The organism is Candidatus Bathyarchaeota archaeon (assembly GCA_030739585.1).
GTDB lineage: Archaea > Thermoproteota > Bathyarchaeia > TCS64 > TCS64.
Genome location: JASLYX010000001.1, coordinates 393,445 through 410,175, shown reverse-complemented (window position 1 = coordinate 410,175; position 16,731 = coordinate 393,445). Strand labels below are relative to the sequence as shown.

19 protein-coding genes are annotated in these 16,731 nt (G+C 45.2%); 10 read left to right on the top strand and 9 right to left on the bottom strand.

Annotation, left to right across the window (positions count from 1 at the left end; genetic code table 11):
* Nucleotides 1–3 precede the first annotated feature (3 nt).
* Nucleotides 4–693, bottom strand: coding sequence for a ribosome assembly factor SBDS (locus QGG23_02090; protein MDP6048228.1), 690 nt, complete (start codon nt 691–693; stop codon nt 4–6).
* A 12-nt stretch (nt 694–705) separates the two neighbouring features.
* Nucleotides 706–1,404, bottom strand: a complete 699-nt coding sequence (locus QGG23_02085) for an archaeal proteasome endopeptidase complex subunit alpha (GenBank protein ID MDP6048227.1) — start codon at nt 1,402–1,404, stop codon at nt 706–708.
* 300 nt (nt 1,405–1,704) lie between these two features.
* Here QGG23_02085 and QGG23_02080 point away from each other — a divergent pair, with 300 nt between their 5' ends.
* Complete coding sequence (locus QGG23_02080) at nt 1,705–2,217, top strand: DsrE/DsrF/DrsH-like family protein (GenBank protein ID MDP6048226.1); 513 nt, start codon at nt 1,705–1,707, stop codon at nt 2,215–2,217.
* A gap of 823 nt (nt 2,218–3,040) precedes the next feature.
* Here QGG23_02080 and QGG23_02075 read toward each other — a convergent pair.
* Together QGG23_02075 and QGG23_02070 are read right to left on the bottom strand one after the other, a co-directional pair.
* Nucleotides 3,041–3,307 carry a hypothetical protein gene (locus QGG23_02075; GenBank protein ID MDP6048225.1) on the bottom strand — a complete coding sequence of 89 codons (267 nt, stop codon included), beginning with the start codon at nt 3,305–3,307 and terminating at the stop codon, nt 3,041–3,043.
* A gap of 240 nt (nt 3,308–3,547) precedes the next feature.
* Entirely contained in the window at nt 3,548–4,378 is an 831-nt protein-coding gene (locus QGG23_02070; protein MDP6048224.1) for a M55 family metallopeptidase, read from the bottom strand.
* A 175-nt stretch (nt 4,379–4,553) separates the two neighbouring features.
* Here QGG23_02070 and QGG23_02065 point away from each other — a divergent pair, with 175 nt between their 5' ends.
* From QGG23_02065 to QGG23_02040, 6 genes are all read left to right on the top strand, one after another.
* Nucleotides 4,554–6,284, top strand: coding sequence for a glutamate--tRNA ligase (locus QGG23_02065; GenBank protein MDP6048223.1), 1,731 nt, complete (start codon nt 4,554–4,556; stop codon nt 6,282–6,284).
* Between the two features lie 697 nt (nt 6,285–6,981).
* Nucleotides 6,982–7,374 carry a 50S ribosomal protein L7Ae gene (gene rpl7ae, locus QGG23_02060; protein ID MDP6048222.1) on the top strand — a complete coding sequence of 131 codons (393 nt, stop codon included), beginning with the start codon at nt 6,982–6,984 and terminating at the stop codon, nt 7,372–7,374.
* A gap of 2 nt (nt 7,375–7,376) precedes the next feature.
* Nucleotides 7,377–7,589, top strand: coding sequence for a 30S ribosomal protein S28e (locus QGG23_02055; GenBank protein MDP6048221.1), 213 nt, complete (start codon nt 7,377–7,379; stop codon nt 7,587–7,589).
* 9 nt (nt 7,590–7,598) lie between these two features.
* On the top strand, nt 7,599–7,781 hold the full coding sequence (locus QGG23_02050; GenBank protein MDP6048220.1) for a 50S ribosomal protein L24e: 183 nt from the start codon (nt 7,599–7,601) through the stop codon (nt 7,779–7,781).
* A gap of 542 nt (nt 7,782–8,323) precedes the next feature.
* Complete coding sequence (locus QGG23_02045) at nt 8,324–9,292, top strand: replication factor C small subunit (protein MDP6048219.1); 969 nt, start codon at nt 8,324–8,326, stop codon at nt 9,290–9,292.
* Nucleotides 9,289–10,887: a replication factor C large subunit gene (locus QGG23_02040; GenBank protein MDP6048218.1), complete on the top strand. Its 1,599-nt coding sequence runs from the start codon at nt 9,289–9,291 to the stop codon at nt 10,885–10,887. Before QGG23_02045 ends, QGG23_02040 begins: the two co-directional genes overlap by 4 nt.
* 81 nt (nt 10,888–10,968) lie before the next feature.
* Here QGG23_02040 and QGG23_02035 read toward each other — a convergent pair whose 3' ends face one another.
* From QGG23_02035 to QGG23_02015, 5 genes are all read right to left on the bottom strand, one after another.
* Nucleotides 10,969–11,571, bottom strand: coding sequence for a hypothetical protein (locus tag QGG23_02035; GenBank protein MDP6048217.1), 603 nt, complete (start codon nt 11,569–11,571; stop codon nt 10,969–10,971).
* Nucleotides 11,572–11,674: 103 nt separating this feature from the next.
* Nucleotides 11,675–12,196 carry a tRNA-intron lyase gene (gene endA / locus QGG23_02030; GenBank protein MDP6048216.1) on the bottom strand — a complete coding sequence of 174 codons (522 nt, stop codon included), beginning with the start codon at nt 12,194–12,196 and terminating at the stop codon, nt 11,675–11,677.
* Between the two features lie 43 nt (nt 12,197–12,239).
* Entirely contained in the window at nt 12,240–12,893 is a 654-nt protein-coding gene (locus tag QGG23_02025; protein ID MDP6048215.1) for a DUF47 family protein, read from the bottom strand.
* A 127-nt stretch (nt 12,894–13,020) separates the two neighbouring features.
* Nucleotides 13,021–13,254, bottom strand: coding sequence for a hypothetical protein (locus QGG23_02020; GenBank protein MDP6048214.1), 234 nt, complete (start codon nt 13,252–13,254; stop codon nt 13,021–13,023).
* 37 nt (nt 13,255–13,291) lie between these two features.
* Nucleotides 13,292–14,632 (bottom strand): NADP-dependent malic enzyme, encoded by a 1,341-nt coding sequence (locus QGG23_02015; protein ID MDP6048213.1) that lies wholly within the window; start codon nt 14,630–14,632, stop codon nt 13,292–13,294.
* A 339-nt stretch (nt 14,633–14,971) separates the two neighbouring features.
* Between QGG23_02015 and QGG23_02010 the strand changes: the two genes are divergently transcribed.
* The 3 genes from QGG23_02010 to QGG23_02000 all read left to right on the top strand — a co-directional run bounded on the left by QGG23_02010 (nt 14,972) and on the right by QGG23_02000 (nt 16,729).
* Nucleotides 14,972–15,589 (top strand): FumA C-terminus/TtdB family hydratase beta subunit, encoded by a 618-nt coding sequence (locus tag QGG23_02010; protein ID MDP6048212.1) that lies wholly within the window; start codon nt 14,972–14,974, stop codon nt 15,587–15,589.
* Entirely contained in the window at nt 15,586–16,470 is an 885-nt protein-coding gene (locus tag QGG23_02005; protein ID MDP6048211.1) for a fumarate hydratase, read from the top strand. The genes QGG23_02010 and QGG23_02005 overlap by 4 nt, the downstream gene beginning before the upstream one ends.
* Before the next feature lie 133 nt (nt 16,471–16,603).
* Nucleotides 16,604–16,729 carry a hypothetical protein gene (locus tag QGG23_02000; GenBank protein ID MDP6048210.1) on the top strand — a complete coding sequence of 42 codons (126 nt, stop codon included), beginning with the start codon at nt 16,604–16,606 and terminating at the stop codon, nt 16,727–16,729.
* Nucleotides 16,730–16,731: the final 2 nt, after the last annotated feature.

Sequence of the window (16,731 nt, the reverse complement as noted above, 5' to 3'; positions counted from 1 at the left end):
CTATCATTTCATTAAATTGGTTTGGAGGTTTCCCTGCGTAGCCTTTCCAAGTCTGTCAAGTAGTTCTCCCTGCATAGCTGCCGAAATAGCAACCACCGCTACCCATGAACCATCATCGGTCCATTCGTCCCTCGTTATATCAGCGAGTTCCTTCACTATCCCATAAGATTTGGAAGAGTACTCTGCGGGGATCTTTATTGCGATTTCAACACTCTCCATGCTCATTGGGAGGATAGGACGAAGAGCATTAACAATTTCCTTCAGCTGCTCCTCGGCATCCTTGAAGGGGTCGATACTTAATTTGATCTCTCCAAGAGCGTTCTCAACCCGAAGGGGTGGATGGGGGAGTTTCGTGGCAGGGTTGACATAATTCTTGGAGATTAGGGTGATTATCTGCCGGAGAGTCTGATCGGTCATATTCTTTCTCTGCTGAGAAGTGAGCTGGAAAACCCCTTTCTCGAATATGAGCTCAGCTATCGCTATAGGGTCTTCTGTCCCAAAAACAGCCTTGAGTTTAGACTCCGAAGGTTTGGTACCTTTATTTGCATCCGTGAAGATTGTGTCGATCATTAGAACGTTAGCAAGGTCGGCCCTTTCCCCATTCTTGTAGGCCAATCCTTTGGCAGGGTCCACTAGAATCTCAAATTTCGACCCTTGGTGGGTGTACCTGACCATGGTATATTTAACGCTCATCACTCGAGCCTTCTACGTGAGGTATCTTTCCACATCTGACTCGGAGAGCTTTCTGAAGATTTTGGTATCAGCAGGGATGACGGCGACCTTCACGATCTTTGCTGTAACGTTCTCATCTGAGGCCGCCTTTACAGCTTGAACTGAGAGGGATATAGCCTCGTCAAGAGTGAACTCTGGATTATATTCGTCCTCCAGCAGCTTGTTGCCCACTTTGTTTTTACGTCCGACTGCAACCGCCTTGTACCCCCGATATGATCCGCTAGGGTTAACCATGAAGACCCGGCTCCCAGTTGTATCTATCCCAGCGAGGATCATGCTAACTCCGTAAGGACGCACGCCTGCGTGCTGTGTGTAAACCTGAGCTTGGTCCCCGATCCTCTTGGCGAGGCTCTCAAGATCCACCGGCTCATCATATAATAGCCGATTATTTTGGCAGTATACCCTAGACTGTTCGATGAGGACTCTTGCATCAGAGATCAGGCCTGCTACGGCTGTTCCCACGTGATCATCGAGCTGGAAGATCTTCATGAAGAATCGTGGATCTTCTAGCCTGCTCTCCGGTGTCTCGTTAGCTGCTAGAGCCACGCCTTCGGGAGAGGATACACCTACTATAGGTGCGCCCTGGTTTACTAATTCCAAGGCATATTCTACTTGGTAGAGGCGCCCTTCGGGTGAAAATATGGTTATTGCGCGGTCGTAGGCTCGCGGCATGAACAAATCTGAGTTCTCCTGTCTCCTATCAGTAATGTTTCGAGTTGTTACCTCATTATGGCTATTTAAATGTTAACAAGTCCCGGACTGCACTCGCGCACGCATGTTTCCTTGGTTGTTTCCAATTAGTCGAGATTTGTCAGTGTGAATTCATCTAATTAATGAGGGTCATTTAACTATTATTCCTCACAGTAGTCAAGGAAAAATAATCTTGAAAACCTCCAAATCCGGTTTCAAAACCCTTAAATTAGTTAACGCCGTTAATAGTTCACCACTCCTTTGAATGGTGATGTGTAAAATATGATAGATACTAGCACGGATCAAGGGCGGGAAATAGGGTTCATCTCCCAGTCAGAAGAGAAAAAAAAGCTCCTCATCGTATGCTCCAAAGGGACACTGGACATGGCCTTTCCACCGTTTATGATGGCGACATCAGCTGCAGCCTTAGACTGGGAGGTCCACCTATACTTCACGTTCTGGGGTATGGATATCGTCACGAATGCTAAGAGCCTGAAAATATCCCCTCTAGGGAACCCATCGATGGGAATACCCAACATCCTGAGCGTCATCCCTGGAATGACTACGATGGCAACCTACATGATGAAGAAAAAGATGAAGGAGACTGGTATGCCCAGCATAGATCATCTCATAAAGATGGCCAAACAAGCCGGGGTAAAATTCCACGCTTGCTCCCCCACGATGGAACTTTCAGGGATCACCAAGGATGACCTTATCCCTGAGTGCAATGATATTATAGGAGCCACTACATTCATCGACATGGCCGGAGAGGCTGATGTCACACTCTTTATCTAGCATATAACATCCATTCTCTATTTCATAAGGCAATCCATTATTATTAATAAATCCACAGCTAGAATTTGGACAAGGATGATCTGAGTTGGGTATTGGCTCGGCAGGCTCAGCCAAAGTACCTACAAACTCTTCTTATTCACCATTTTTTTAGAGAAATAACCACACCTTATGGGTTTTATCGAATTAACCCAAGATCCATGAGGAGTTCTATTGGCCTGCTTCATCCTCCGAGCACCCATCAACGCATTCCATTCAACAGCACGTGACATGCCTAATAATGCTCTCGCCTTTTTTAGGAATAGTAAAGTCTTTGAGATACTCCCGTAGTGGAAAAACGAAAGGTACGCGGTCATAACGAATTATCCTGAGCGGAACGTCTTAGAGAGCGGGTGGTATGTTAAAGAGAGGAAGCTCATGAGGAAGGCGGCAATGGTTGTAGCGAGGAACGGCAAGGGGGGGAATCATCCTCATAGGATTAAGACCCCATCACCGAGCCCAAACCTATGGCTCTTACAAGATCGTAGTCATTAGTCTGCTGAGAAAAGTTACCCGCCTCTTTTTCCCCATTTGGTTTTGATGTCCTATTTTCTCATGTTTCACACGTGAACGATTCTTTGGAGCAGTTAAACCACTCACTGGGATTTCAATTATTGAGAAAGCTGATTCTGATTTCCTTAATGTTGGGACCTACAGCCCCATTGTTTCTGGTCCTAGACTGTGGGAAAAAGTCATAAGTATAATTATAATATTGGGGACTCGAAAGCAATAATGTTGGCGGGGCTAACGGTCTATTGGTCGCCCTACACAAAAAGGATTTTTGAGTTTAGACCCCATCTTCATCGAGTTCTATAATGGTTATTCCCTGGTCGGTTAAGGAAATGGACATCCATTCATTTTTGTAGAACCCAGTGTGGAGTTGGACTAGTCCCCTAGTCTCGAGTTCAGTGCATGCCTTCTTAATCTGTCTCGGCTTATAGTTCACAGATTTAAACAATATTTTTCGAGAGACATTCCCTGTGTCATAGGGGTCTTGGAGTGTATTGTCCAATAACAGCTGGAGTATGTCAAGGTGTATTTTTTTGAGGGTCATTTCAGTTAGAAATTCGAGGAGTGGGGTTTATCTCTTTCTAACAGCTCTGCTGTCTTTTGAAAAAACTGCTTCTATAGAAAAAACCATGAAACAAGGTAATTTAAAGAGACTTTGAAAAACATAAAAGCCTTGAAAAGAAGGATAATTAAAGGGTTGTAAGCGCGCTCCTGACGGAGATGTCGATTAGGATATAAAAGAGTAAAAGCGGAACCTTATATCAGGTGAGCTGCGTAACCCATTTCAACGTCTCTGGCTTACAGCGTGACGGATCATGGATCGGAGTGCTCTTAACGCCTCCAGAAAGGGCCCCTCGAAGACAAGGGAAAGCCCGTCAGCCCTCTTGACATAAGGAGTCATCTCTGCGGCGTCAGCCATTCCAGTATGTTGGAACTCCACTTCTATTTTAGTTGGCTCGATTACCTTGAAGGGTTTGAACTCACTGAGTCGCTCCACAGCTCGGAATGCCCCTTCCTCTAGCATAGGCAGGGTAATTCTAGAGGGGAGTAGGATCGCCGACTGCCTTCCAAGCCCCTTTTTTACAGAGACTGCCTCTATGTCCCCGAAAAGTTCTTGGGCCTCGGCCACCGCTTGATCGCAACCACTTACAAATGCAATAGGCACATTATAGTAGCCCGCCACTGCTGCCTTCATTCCCATCTCCCCCATGGGGCGGCCGTTGACCCTGAGCTCGTTGATTGGTGGCAAAAATGTGTGCTCTATAACCCCTCTGCGGACTCCTCTCATTGGGTGCTGTCCCACGATGAAGAATGCGTCGCTCCTTTCGTAGACCTCCGCCATCACTGATATGGGTCTGCTTGCAGAACGACCATCCATGTACCTGACCTCATCGATAAACTCATCGAAGATCATGTTGTGACCCCAGCTCGCGTGGCCGGCCTCCACGTAAACCTCATTGGCTCCCGCCCTCACTGCCCCCTTTGATACTGCATTAACGTCAGCAGTCATGAGCCTCCGGGCTTCCTGGTAGTACTGCTCAGTCCTGCTGGTCTGTAGGGGCTCTAAGACAACACCAGTAATGCCCTCCAAATCCGGCTTGATGTATACTCTCATCTAGATTACCTTTGATTCTCACATGAGTCGTCCAATCTAAAACGTTTAGGGGCCAAAGGGCCGGTTTGCTCTAAGAAATACTGTATAATATCCCCTACGCGCATAAGTTAATCCACTAAGCATAAATGAATCATTGATTAAACAATTGGACATCTCACTAAGGAGTATTTAGAACATGAGCGGCGAGGAGATCAAAAAAGTGGCGTTAAGACACGCCGTTCATAATGCTGTGACCCACGAGGGAAAAGCCCAATCCGGGCCCGTGGTTGGAAGAATTATGGCAGGGTTTATAGAGAGACGGGGAAAAGCTAAGGAGGTTAACGACATCGTAAGCCGAATAGTATCTGAGGTGAACTCGTGGTCCCGGGAAAAACAGGTCACGGTTCTAAAGGAGAAATGGCCGGAGCTTCTTGAGAGAAAAAAAAATATTGAGAAGGTTAAAACCTTACCGCCTCTCCAGAACGTCAAGAGATTCGAGATTGTTAGGACGCGATTTGCACCAAACCCAGACGGAGCTCTTCACCTAGGTAGCGCTGAACCAATCATATTCTGTGACGAATACGCGAAGAGGTACAAAGGAAAGTTCATCTTGAGATTTGAGGATACAAGCCCCGATGTGAAAACCCCTCTAAATGAGATTTATAAATGGATAGAGATGGATCTCGAATGGCTAGGGGTCAAGGTTGATGAAAAGTATGTGCAATCTGACAGAATTAATATCTATTACAAGTATGCTGTCAGGCTCCTTGAGAGGTGTTCTGCATATATCTGCACTTGTACCTCCTCAGCGTTCAAGGAGATTTATATGGCAAAAAAAGCTTGTCCCTGCAGATCAAACTCGATCGAAGTAAACCTCAAGCGTTGGATGAAGATGAAGGACGGGACATATGCAAAAGGAGACGCCGTAGTTCGCATTAAGACCGATCTGGAACACCCAAATCCTGCGGTCAGGGACTGGCCTGCCCTCAGGATTGCTGAGAGTGCCCACCCACGACAAGGAAATAAGTTTAGGGTTTGGCCTTTGTACAATTTCAGTTGCGCCATTGACGACCACGAGATGAAAGTTTCCCATATCATCAGGGGAAAAGAGCACGAGGTCAACACCACTAGACAGCGATATCTATCAGATCATCTTGGCTGGGAGTTTCCAGAAATCATTAACATAGGTCGCTTGGGACTAGAGGTTGGCGTCCTCAGCAAATCTAAGATAAGGAGCGGCATAGAGGACGGAAGCTTTACGGGATGGGACGACCCTCGCGTTGGAACTCTGAGGTCCCTTAAAAGAAGGGGACTACAGCCCGAGGCTATCAGGGAAGTAATGATCCAGATCGGCCCAAAACCCATTAACTCAACCTTGAGCTGGGACCACCTCGCATCAGTAAATCGAAAGCTTGTTGATCCAAGAGCGCGAAGGTTTACTTTCGTTAGAGATCCCGTTAACCTCAAAGTAACAGGCATACCAGATGAGCATAAAGTGAGGCTTCCTAGCCACCCTGATCATCCAGAATGGGGAAGCCGAGATTACTTGGTAAAGCCAGAAAAAGGTGAATCCATATTTATAATCTCTAATAAAGACGCGAAAATGATGCGGAGCGACGTATTCGCCCGTTTAATGGGGCTTTTCAACATCGAGACCACACATTTTGGCTCTGACAAGATCCAAGCACGCTTTCACTCCAAGAGTCACCAAGAGGCTAGGAAATTTGATTTTCCATTTGTGCACTGGCTCCCATTAGGAGTTGGAATAAAAGCACAGGTCGTGATGCCCGACGCATCAACTGCACAAGGGTTAGCTGAGACAGGTTGTAGCAATCTTGAGGTGGATTCGATGATTCAATTCGAGAGGTACGGCTTCGTCCGGGTAGACAGCAAGTCTCCGTTTGTCGCGTATTATGCGCATAGATAAGAACTGACGATACTTTAACGCGCGGGATAAGCAAAAGAGGAATCTTTTTCTTGAATTACGGTTATATCTTTGAGTCGCGCGAATTTAATCATGAACTCGATAGGCGCGCGCAAACATAGGGAGTTTTTTTGATCTTGGTCAAATAGAGTTACCAAAATATCAGAGTTGAGATATTAGTTTAAAAAAGGAAGAATGATGAAAATCATGCCATTTTTCTTCCTGATTAACAAAAACTCAGATAACCTCGGATTGTGAAGAACTCCGTTATTGAATGTCACAACTAAATGTACATATGTTGTGGAGAGCCATTTCATAGGTATGGCGTCTCCATTGCAGGAAAACATTATTTCTTATGGCGATATGTTTTGCACGAGTGATTAAATAGAATCCCCAGACATGCGCAAATTATCGCGTTATATGGCGAGGAGAATTATCACAAAATACCCGGTTAATCTCTAAATTTAGATGGGTTCTCCCTTTTCCTTGTACACCTATATATTCTAAGAGTCACAAGGTAAATCCGCCTCCCATATATGTTGCCAAGAAAACAATGTTTGAAAATAACGTCCTACTGGAGCATCCACGGTTTACTGGAGGAGAAAAGTATGACATTCATTTTAGGTGAAAAAACTTCACCAATAACAATGTTTAAGAATAGAGGTCTAGTAAAGACGTATCAATACTGGAAGGAAATGACATGTCTACAACGGATGTAGATCCTTCGAAGCCTTTCTACGTAAGGTTCGAAGTACCAAAAGAAGTAGCTGAAGCATCATATGAGATGCTAAAAATCGCTTTAGAATCAGGAAAAATTCGAAAGGGAACAAATGAGGCTACAAAGTCAATTGAGAGAGGAAGGGCACGATTAGTAATTTTAGCCGAAAATGTCGAGCCCCCCGAAATAGTTGCCCACATCCCAATGCTATGTGAGGAGCGAAAAGCGCCTTACATATATGTTCCTGAGAAGCAAAGACTAGGTCTGTCCGCAGGATTATTGGTCGGCTCTGCTGCGGCTGCTATCGAGGACCCGGGGGAAGGCAGCGAACTTTTGGATGAGATCCTCAAAAATCTTAAGGAGATAGTTAAGTAGGGATGTCTCGCCAAACCGACGCCCTATTCCCCGCTACGGTGATCCAGATACTAGGTCGCACAGGTCTTACTGGAGAGGTTATGCAGGTTAGAGTTAGGGTGGAGGAAGGTAGGGATAAGGGGCGCATCATCACTCGGAATGTAAAAGGCCCCGTGAGGATAGATGATATATTACTCCTCAGGGACACGGAGCGGGAAGCCCGGAAGATTAGATAGGTGGACAAAATGCCCCAGGTTTATAAATGCTCATTTTGCGGCTACGACATTGCTCCAGGGACAGGTATCAACTTTGTACGGAGAGATGGCAGAGTCCTAAGATTCTGTTCGAGTAAGTGCAAAAGGAACACTTTAAAGCTTGGGCGTGATCCCCGGAAGTTAAAGTGGACAAAATCCTATATAAGTCGATAAAAACGCTTCCGTGTGACAGCTATTTACCATTATATTTCGATCTGAAAATCAATATATTTTTTTAAAGAGCGTTAAATCTTAACTACAGGTTAATATTCAGAGAATTAGTCTTCAAGATTCTTGGGAAAAATATGAATCTTAGAGAGAGGGTCCCGGAGAGGATTGTCAAGCTAATATTGAAAGCACTAGAGAAAAAGCCAAGATGGAGAGCATCTACTTTTTGGCCTGAAAGCTCAGCGGTTAGACTCATAAGAAATAGTTGAAAGGACTAGGAAAGGCATCATTTGCACGAGAGTAACCCAGTAAACCATCTAAGGCTCAGTTAATATTGGGGAAATCAAGACAATTGCAACTTTTACTCGAGCAGATACGGTCAAAAAGATAGTAAAGAGCAAACTCTAAGGAATTAGTGAGCCAGTTCAATTAGGAAGAAATCACTATTCAGAAAAGGGGATACGCCTTTAGATTTGAGGTCGGAAGGATACTTTTCACAAAAAAACGATTTATACATTAGGGCTCCCTTTTTAGATGGGAGCTTTATCATGAGTGGCGGCATGTGGGCAGAAAAGTATAGGCCCCAGACACTGTACGAAATAGTGAACCAACGGGATATTGTAAACAGGCTCAAAACCTTTGTTTCTGAGAAAAATATCCCTCATCTACTCTTGGTCGGACCGGCGGGGGTAGGGAAGACCACGAGCATTCTTGCTCTCGCACGGGACCTCTATGGTCCGGGTTACAAGAACTATGTCTTAGAGCTCAATGCGAGCGACGAGAGAGGAATAAACATAATTAGGGACAAGGTCAAGAATTACGCAAGGACCGCCGCCATGGTGAGCCCTGTCAGCTTCAAAATAATCATCATGGACGAAGCGGATCATCTCACCGGAGACGCACAACATGCCCTCCGGCGAACTATGGAAGTATACACGAAAACTGCCCGATTCTGCCTCATAGGGAACTACAGCGAAAATATTATAGACCCCATACAAAGCAGGTGTAGCGTTTTCAGATATGGACCACTAGACGAATCGGATATTAGAGACCGCCTCATGTTTATCGCCGAAAAAGAAAGCCTGCAAGTTGTAGATGAAGGGTTAGCAGCAATATTTCAAGCTAGTGAAGGCGACCTCAGGAAAGCCATAAACATGCTTCAGGCTGTTTCAGCTAACGGAGAACTCGTAGATGATATCTCTGTGTACAGCCTCCTTGGAAGACTAAGACCAGACCGTGTGCAGACCATGATTCAGCTTGCAATGGACGGAAAGTTCTTAGAGAGTCGTGAAGCGTTGAGAGAGATCCTCATCAATCAGGGGTTGGCTCCTGAAGACATTATTCGAATAACATATCGCGAAGTGATGAGGCATAAATCTCTAACTGAACAAATGAAGGTAAGATTAAGTGACATTATCGGTGAGGTAGATTTCCGGTTGACCCAAGGATCCAGACCTGAGATCCAGCTATCAACCCTCCTGGCACACCTCTCACTCGTCAGGGACGAGTCAAGGTGACCACCCCAAAGCCCTGGACTAGATTATATAGACCCAAAAAGAGGGAGGACTTTGTAGGTAACGAGAAGGCAGTTAATGAACTAGAGAAATGGATACGAAGCTGGCTGAGAAAGACTCCAAAGAAAAGAGCCGCCTTTATTTATGGTCCACCTGGTATAGGAAAGACGTCCGTCGCCCAAGTTTTGGCTATGGAGCACGACTTTAGGTTAGTGGAGATCAACGCGAGTGACACCAGAAACAAAGGAAGCATAACAGAGACCCTCGGAAAGGCAGTAAAACAGAATGTGACGCTTTTTGGGCAGAAGAGGATGGTCATTTTGGATGAGATGGATGGGCTCAGTGGTCAGCAAGACAGGGGCGGAGTCTCTGCGGTCTCCAAGATCATTGAACAGACTACAAGTCCGATGATCCTAATAGCGAATACTATTGAGGAAAATATGCAGGTCCGGTTTAGGTCCATACTCAAGAAGGCGAAGAGCATAGAATTTAAACCCGTCAGCTCTGCTCAAATAGTATTAAAACTTGAATATATTTCAGAGGATCAAGGTATACGGGTGCATCCAGAGGTCCTCATGGAAATAGCCATGAATAGTAAAGGAGATCTCCGATCCGCTACAAACGACCTTGAAGCAATAGCAAGCGGAAAGAAGACTATCACTAAAGAGGACTTGGATGTTATGGGGCACCGTGACAGACAGGACTACACTCCAAACATTCTCAATAAGATATTTACATCATTTGACTTTCGCAAAGCACGAAGAACGATAAATCAGAGCATGATCAAATACGATGATCTTTATGAATGGATTTATGAAAATGTACCAATCGTTTTGGATAACCCATATGAGCGATTAACGGCACTGCAAGCTTTGTCACGCGCGGACATTTACCAGAAACGAGCCAGGAAAACTGATTATAGACTACTCAAGTACTTTTTTGACCTCATGACTGGAGGCATCACATTTGCAAGAAAAAACAGCAAAGGTGAGGGATACAAAGATCAACTTGATGTTGCAATTATGGGTGCTGGTTTAAATCCAAGTATTATAAAAACGACTAACGTCCCTGAGGGGATCATGCTCAAGCCAAACCGCTGGCTAGGTAAGGAAATATGGACAAAACTTAACACTAACTTTCGTGAACTGGGCGCCAGCTGGATTTACAGCAAGAACATTTGGATGCTACCATATTATCGGGAACCACAAGCTAAGTGGCGTTTTATTAGAACATACCAATCTAGGAGGCGGATGATTAGCGTCACGAAGCGACTATCTGTTAAGACCCATTCATCGTTAAGCAAAGTGCGAAATGAGATACTGCCCCTCCTCAGTTATATGATCAGAATCAATGAGGCGATGTACAAAGATCTTTCCACCTGGATACTTAAATCCCCGAATGATAAGCTCAAGAATCTGAAACACATGTCCTTTAAAAAGAAGGCAAAGGATTTCGTGAGCCTTGAAAACTATTCAAAATATAAGCAACGTGAGATGAAAAAGATGAGAAACAATATAACAAAGGAGACAGAGACCGATATAAAAAATATCAAGAGATGGCTTTCTAATGAGAAAAAAAACGCTAAATGGAAAAAGTGAATTAAGTTGAATACTATGCGTCTCTAAAAATAGCTCTCCAAGGTTTAACTCAAGGATTGACTAAACAAGAATGTTTTATTTTTAGCCTTCCTTGTTTCTACTGAGGCTAAAATAGAGTTCGTCGTATTCCTCCTTGACCTCAGTTAGCTTCCCATGGAGTAGAGTCACGAGGTCAGCTATCTCTCCATTGGAATCCCGAGCGTTTTTCACCAGATTTCCTAGACGAATCATCTTTGTGGGAGTTATAGGAGGCCGGTTAGTCTGTTGGTTCGCTCTCAGCTCCAAGATAGTCTGGATTATCTCAGAGGGATCATCTAGAATAGATCTGCAGAGGGAAGTGAACTCTGCAATCTCTTCAAGAGCTTTCCTCAGTTCGTTGATTGATGCCTTTGCGCTCCCTTCCTCGCTGCCATTTTGGAGGAGAGATTCCTTGAAAAGATCAAGACGCTCGAAAATACTTGTTACTCTTCGCTGGATCGAAGGGACTTTTTCGGGCTTTAGGATTGAGAGGTATTCCCAGAGTTCTTTAACGAGCTCCCTGACGACCTTGATCCTTCCTCCAGTCTTTTTCCATAATTTTTTTTGGGGGATTCGATCAACCACAGTTCCTGTTGTTATATCAATGGCTAACCCCCGGACAACCGAATCGAGTTCGTTAATCCTTCCTTCGAAGCGATCTAACATCTCTAACCCCATTTAATTCTGATTGCCTTCCTCGTTTATAGAACTTTTCAGATATCCACGAAAAAGATTTTTCAAAAGATTTCAGAGCATATACTCGATTCCATCAAGGTCGCCACCATTTAAAGCTCAGAAATCTTACTACTCTAGCATCTACCATAGCGATAATAAACGTTTTCCGGACACTGGTTGCAAGCCTGCCTGCCTCTACAATCTCGGCTGCTGTAAGACATTCCTCTTCTCGCTTTACCTTGATCATGTACGGAGCATGATCAATTCCTGGGCCCTTCTCGTACACCGCAAAATCACATCCGTACTTGATCCCAGGGGTGACAATGAACCCCTTATCTCTCAAAACTTTGTAAACCTGATATCTCTCTTTAAATCCATCAAGCATCCCAGATGCGGACTTTATGAGTTCATCTAAACCTACTTCGTTTTCCCTATCTCCTCGATATACGCAGATCATCATCCTTTCAAGGAGATAGATTCCTTCTATTGGATCAAGAATAAGAGGTGCATTAAAGTCTCCCTTAGGTTTAGGTATACCCAATGGTTTACCATAAAAATTGTGGGCGTAAAGACTCCGGCTCTCTTGTGGAGACCATACCACCAAGCGACCATCCATGAGGGCCTCTACGCTGGCGAGTAGGTTATTTTTGATATTCATTTCAGAGGGCGAGGATTCTGATGAGGTCGGCCTCCTCGACAGCAGCATCGATCATCTCTTCGAGCTTCATAGAAACGTCTCGGAGAGTAAATATAAGGGGTAGTTCTTCCTGACTGGTTATAATCGAGAGATCAAGGATTCTATAGAGCACATCTACCTTTCGTTCTAGTTCGTCTAATTCGCTGGTTAGAATGAGGGAACGCTCAGAGTTGAACCCAAGGCTAATGAGACTTTCCCTGAGCTTGATAAGAGCATCGAAGGCGGCGTCAGCTAGGTCTAAGAGATTAACACCGATCTGGGAAGGGATCTTCCAGTTATTCTCCCCTATTGCCCCAATGCGAACCCCCACTGACTCTGCGTGATCAATAACCTCGGACTGTTTGACAACTAGGCGATAAAAATCCTCTCGGTTAAACAAGAGAGTCCTTGAGGAGCGGAGCTCCTTTATGATGGCCAGTTTAATAGTTATTGCCTCAGATCGTATCTTCTGAACCCCATCAACGCTCTCTTTTATGCCTCCATACTTATGTTTCACTAGGCCATCTATCATCACGAGGACCCGGCGATAGATTTCAACGACAAGTCTAGCGTGATCCTGACAGATCATAAGGATGTTACGGAGCGCTCTATCTTCACTTTCTACGGGGAAAACCAAATATTGTACACCTGTAATATATTAACTAGTTCTCATCCAGATTATTAAGCGTTCGAGGTAACTTTCCATATTTTCTAGAACAAAGAGAATATACAGGGTTGATCAGATTTTTAATTTACGGTAAATCCTACTTTTTTTTGCTGCTTGTCCACCAATCAAGATAATCACTGTGGCGTTTGCGTCTTTTGTCTTCGTCATCTTCAGGCCTCTCAAAGCGCTTATCCATAGCTTCAGAAAACTCAGATTCTGTGAACATTGTACCGCAGCTCTTGCAACTGTGCATCCTCTGCTTCCGGTCCCAGATAAGTTCACCACCGCAGTCAGTACAATATGATGGCATCTTTATTCGAATAGATGCCACAGGGGGAGGATAAAAATATTAGTGTTTAAATTCATGCTCACACGGGCTCAGGGGGAGGAGCCTCGATGAATCCCTGTTTCATGAGGAGCTCAACGATCTTATGGGTTCTCCCAATAATATAATCAGCGTGCTCATAGAGTTCCTGCCTGCTTAACTTTCTCTTTGCAAGTCCCTGTTTGATGGCTGTAAGACCTGTCTCTACTGCCTGGCGGGGGTAGATTTCCCACTCACTCATAGTAGGGAGGATATACTCTTCATTGATCCCTTTGTCCTCGGCATATTTGGCTAGCTCAATAGCTGAAGCAATGCACATCTCGTCTGAGATGGTTTTTGCCCTAACGTCAAGAGCACCTCTAAATATTGCGGGAAAAACGAGGCTGTTATTCACTTGGTTAGGGAAGTCGCTACGCCCCGTTGCAACGACTTTAGCACCTGATTCCTTAGCCTCCCAAGGCCAGATCTCTGGAATAGGGTTAGCACAGGCAAAAACGATAGCGTCGTCGGCCATCAATGCTACTTCATTAGGCTTGATGACTCCTGGACCAGGCCTAGAAGCGGCTATGACGATATCACTTCCCTTCATTGCTTCCGTTTTATCTCCCTCGATCCCGTCAGGGTTCGTTTTGAGCGTCATGGGCCATTTATACGTACCTTTGAGATCTCCTCTGTTATGGTGGAGCGTTCCTCGGCTATCCACAATGATTACATTTTTAGGGTTGACTCCTGCGGACTCTAGGATATAGAAGGACCTAGTATTAGCAGCTCCACTGCCGACGATGGTAAACTTGGCATTGCTCATCTTTTTTCCAACGACTTTCAAGGCATTGATTACCCCTGCCAGGACGACGGCGGCGGTTCCCTGCTGGTCGTCATGCCAAACAGGGATGGGCATCTCGTTCCTGAGAGTATCCAGAATGTCGAAACACTTAGGCTTTGAAAAGTCCTCAAGGTTTATCCCGCCGAAGGTGGGTTCCAGCCACTTAACGGCCTGGATGATCTCCTGTGGGTCCTTTGTGGCGAGACAGATGGGAAAAGCATCAACTCCCCCAAGATATTTGAAGATGAGGGCCTTGCCCTCCATGACAGGCATCCCTGCATGAGCCCCAATATCTCCGAGTCCGAGTACCCGTGTCCCGTCAGAAACCACTCCAACGTAGTTCCATTTGCTTGTCTGCTCGAAGGCCTGCCCTAAATCTTTCTCAATATCCCTACATGACTGAGCGACCCCCGGGGTGTACCAGATAGAAAAGTCTTGGAGGCTCCGGATAGCACACTTCGGCATAACCTCAACCTTTCCCCTGTAGAATGCATGGTAGGGCGGGGCGATCTTACTCCACTTGGAGGCTTTTGTAATGAGATCTTCCTTTGTGACTTCCATTTTAGTATCCCTCCAGATCAAAGATAAATGTATATAAAAGAACTATGAACTGGCGCTCGAAACGAGACCTTCTTTCAGGTTTTTCCGGACCTCATTTTATCGGAGGCTCTCAACCTCAACTATCTTGCGGAATATCTGGAAGATTCGCTTCAATTTCCTATAAGTATAAATATAGCTTAGCTGAGTCATGATGATGCAGTTAACATCGCGCGTGATTTAGTGCTCCAACTTGCCTGGCATATACCTAAGAGGTAAATTGCTGCAATATTTTAATTATTACTATAACACAAAAATGCCTAGGGTCTCCTATTAGAACTTTTAATTAATTTAATCCGAGTATTGAAAAGTGTTCAAGAGATGGAGTATCACCTCAAGACGCCGGTGAGAGAGGACGAGATCAGGAAGCTCAGAATAGGAGATCTCATTTATGTAACGGGAACAATCATCACGGCAAGGGACGAGGCACATCTTAAGTCTCTAGAGCTCAACGAAAAAGGAGAAAGATTGCCTGTCAATTTCGAAGGGATCGGCATTTTCCATTGCGGCCCCATAATGAAGAAGGTAGCGGGGGAATGGACCGTTATCGCGGCAGGCCCCACTACATCTGCTAGAATGGAGATCTTCCAAGACAATTTCATCGAAGCGTTTCGCCCTGCTATCATCATAGGGAAAGGAGGCATGGGAGATCGAACATCTAAGGCATGTCAAGAGCATGGATGTGTGTACGGCGCTTTCACTGGAGGAGCAGCCCTTTTAGCAGTTAGAGGGATCAAGAAAGTGAGGGATGTTTTCTGGCTCGACGAGTTAGGTATGCCAGAGTGCTTATGGGTCTACGACGTTGATAATTTTGGTCCAATGATAGTAACAATTGATAGCCACGGGAGGAACGTGACTAAAGAGATCAATGCCAAAGTAACTAAAAGAATGAAAAAGATTTTAGCTGAGATGAAGGAATGAGTTTAGCTCTAGAAAAGATCGTTGAGGATACTACTGTCGAGCTGCTAAGAATTGCGGCTACCGAATTCCCAGTTGAGTACATCAGGGCTATTAAGGAAGGTCTGGAGGATTTGGTTGGGTCTGTGGGAAGGGCCCAGATAATGAACATCCTTGATAATATCACTCTGGCCCAGGATAGATCCAAGCCGATGTGTCAAGACACGGGCATAATAGCTTTTCTAATCAATGTGGGGGATGGATTCCCCATCAGGTCTAAGGTAAAAGAGATGCTGATAAAAGCGACTCGTAGATCAACGGAGATAGTCCCCCTCCGACCTAACGCTGTAGACATATTCAAAGGAAACACAGGGGATAACGTCGGGCTCAATGGGCACGTGCCCATCATCTATATCGACCTCGTACCTGGAGAAGACTTAGAGATCATTGTGATGCCTAAAGGCGGAGGAAGCACCAATGTAGCCGCTTATAGAATGCTCAAGCCTAGTCAGGGATGGAGAGGGATCAAGCAGTTCGTTATAGAAGCCCTTGCAGAAGCAGGGTCCCTAGCCTGCCCTCCCTACTTTGTCGGTGTAGGAATCGGGGGAGGAGAGGACCTCTGCATGACCCTAGCGAAAAAAGCTTTGCTGAAGCCTTTCAAATCGAGAAATGAGAACCCCGATGTTTCAGCAATAGAATATGAGCTCCTCGAAAAAGTCAACCAGTTAGGAATAGGGGTCATGGGACTGGGTGAAGGACCGACGGCCCTCGACCTCCACATCGAGATAGCTGCAAGACATCCTGCCTCTCTCCCTGTTGGATTGGTTATAAGTTGCTGGGCGCTTAGACACTCAAGAGCCTTGATTTCGGCTCAAGGTAAGGTCCATATAGATAAGATCGCATAAGGACAGCAAAAGGGGGCTATTATACTCGGAAAGAGTAAAAACATATACAACTCCCATCTAAGATTGATAGTCATGAGTGATCTCAAGGGAGGCCTTAAGGAAAATTATTCGAATCGCGTGCGTGAAAAGTGCAATGAATATAATAGATGTCAGGCTACAAGGCAACCCAGAGGGTCTGATGCTGAGCACCCTCTGGGGCGGTCGCGCCTTTTGCTGCGTCCCAGACACTCTAAAGGCAACATCTACGGGGGCTAAATAGGG

What these genes read in the sequence shown, in the direction of transcription:
- QGG23_02090 (MDP6048228.1), bottom strand. Translation starts at nt 693, where the DNA reads ATGAGCGTTAAATATACCATGGTCAGGTACACCCACCAAGGGTCGAAA.
- QGG23_02085 (MDP6048227.1), bottom strand. Translation starts at nt 1,404, where the DNA reads ATGCCGCGAGCCTACGACCGCGCAATAACCATATTTTCACCCGAAGGG.
- QGG23_02080 (MDP6048226.1), top strand. Translation starts at nt 1,705, where the DNA reads ATGATAGATACTAGCACGGATCAAGGGCGGGAAATAGGGTTCATCTCC.
- QGG23_02075 (MDP6048225.1), bottom strand. Translation starts at nt 3,307, where the DNA reads ATGACCCTCAAAAAAATACACCTTGACATACTCCAGCTGTTATTGGAC.
- QGG23_02070 (MDP6048224.1), bottom strand. Translation starts at nt 4,378, where the DNA reads ATGAGAGTATACATCAAGCCGGATTTGGAGGGCATTACTGGTGTTGTC.
- QGG23_02065 (MDP6048223.1), top strand. Translation starts at nt 4,554, where the DNA reads ATGAGCGGCGAGGAGATCAAAAAAGTGGCGTTAAGACACGCCGTTCAT.
- rpl7ae (MDP6048222.1), top strand. Translation starts at nt 6,982, where the DNA reads ATGTCTACAACGGATGTAGATCCTTCGAAGCCTTTCTACGTAAGGTTC.
- QGG23_02055 (MDP6048221.1), top strand. Translation starts at nt 7,377, where the DNA reads ATGTCTCGCCAAACCGACGCCCTATTCCCCGCTACGGTGATCCAGATA.
- QGG23_02050 (MDP6048220.1), top strand. Translation starts at nt 7,599, where the DNA reads ATGCCCCAGGTTTATAAATGCTCATTTTGCGGCTACGACATTGCTCCA.
- QGG23_02045 (MDP6048219.1), top strand. Translation starts at nt 8,324, where the DNA reads ATGAGTGGCGGCATGTGGGCAGAAAAGTATAGGCCCCAGACACTGTAC.
- QGG23_02035 (MDP6048217.1), bottom strand. Translation starts at nt 11,571, where the DNA reads ATGTTAGATCGCTTCGAAGGAAGGATTAACGAACTCGATTCGGTTGTC.
- endA (MDP6048216.1), bottom strand. Translation starts at nt 12,196, where the DNA reads ATGGATGGTCGCTTGGTGGTATGGTCTCCACAAGAGAGCCGGAGTCTT.
- QGG23_02015 (MDP6048213.1), bottom strand. Translation starts at nt 14,632, where the DNA reads ATGGAAGTCACAAAGGAAGATCTCATTACAAAAGCCTCCAAGTGGAGT.
- QGG23_02005 (MDP6048211.1), top strand. Translation starts at nt 15,586, where the DNA reads ATGAGTTTAGCTCTAGAAAAGATCGTTGAGGATACTACTGTCGAGCTG.
- QGG23_02000 (MDP6048210.1), top strand. Translation starts at nt 16,604, where the DNA reads ATGAATATAATAGATGTCAGGCTACAAGGCAACCCAGAGGGTCTGATG.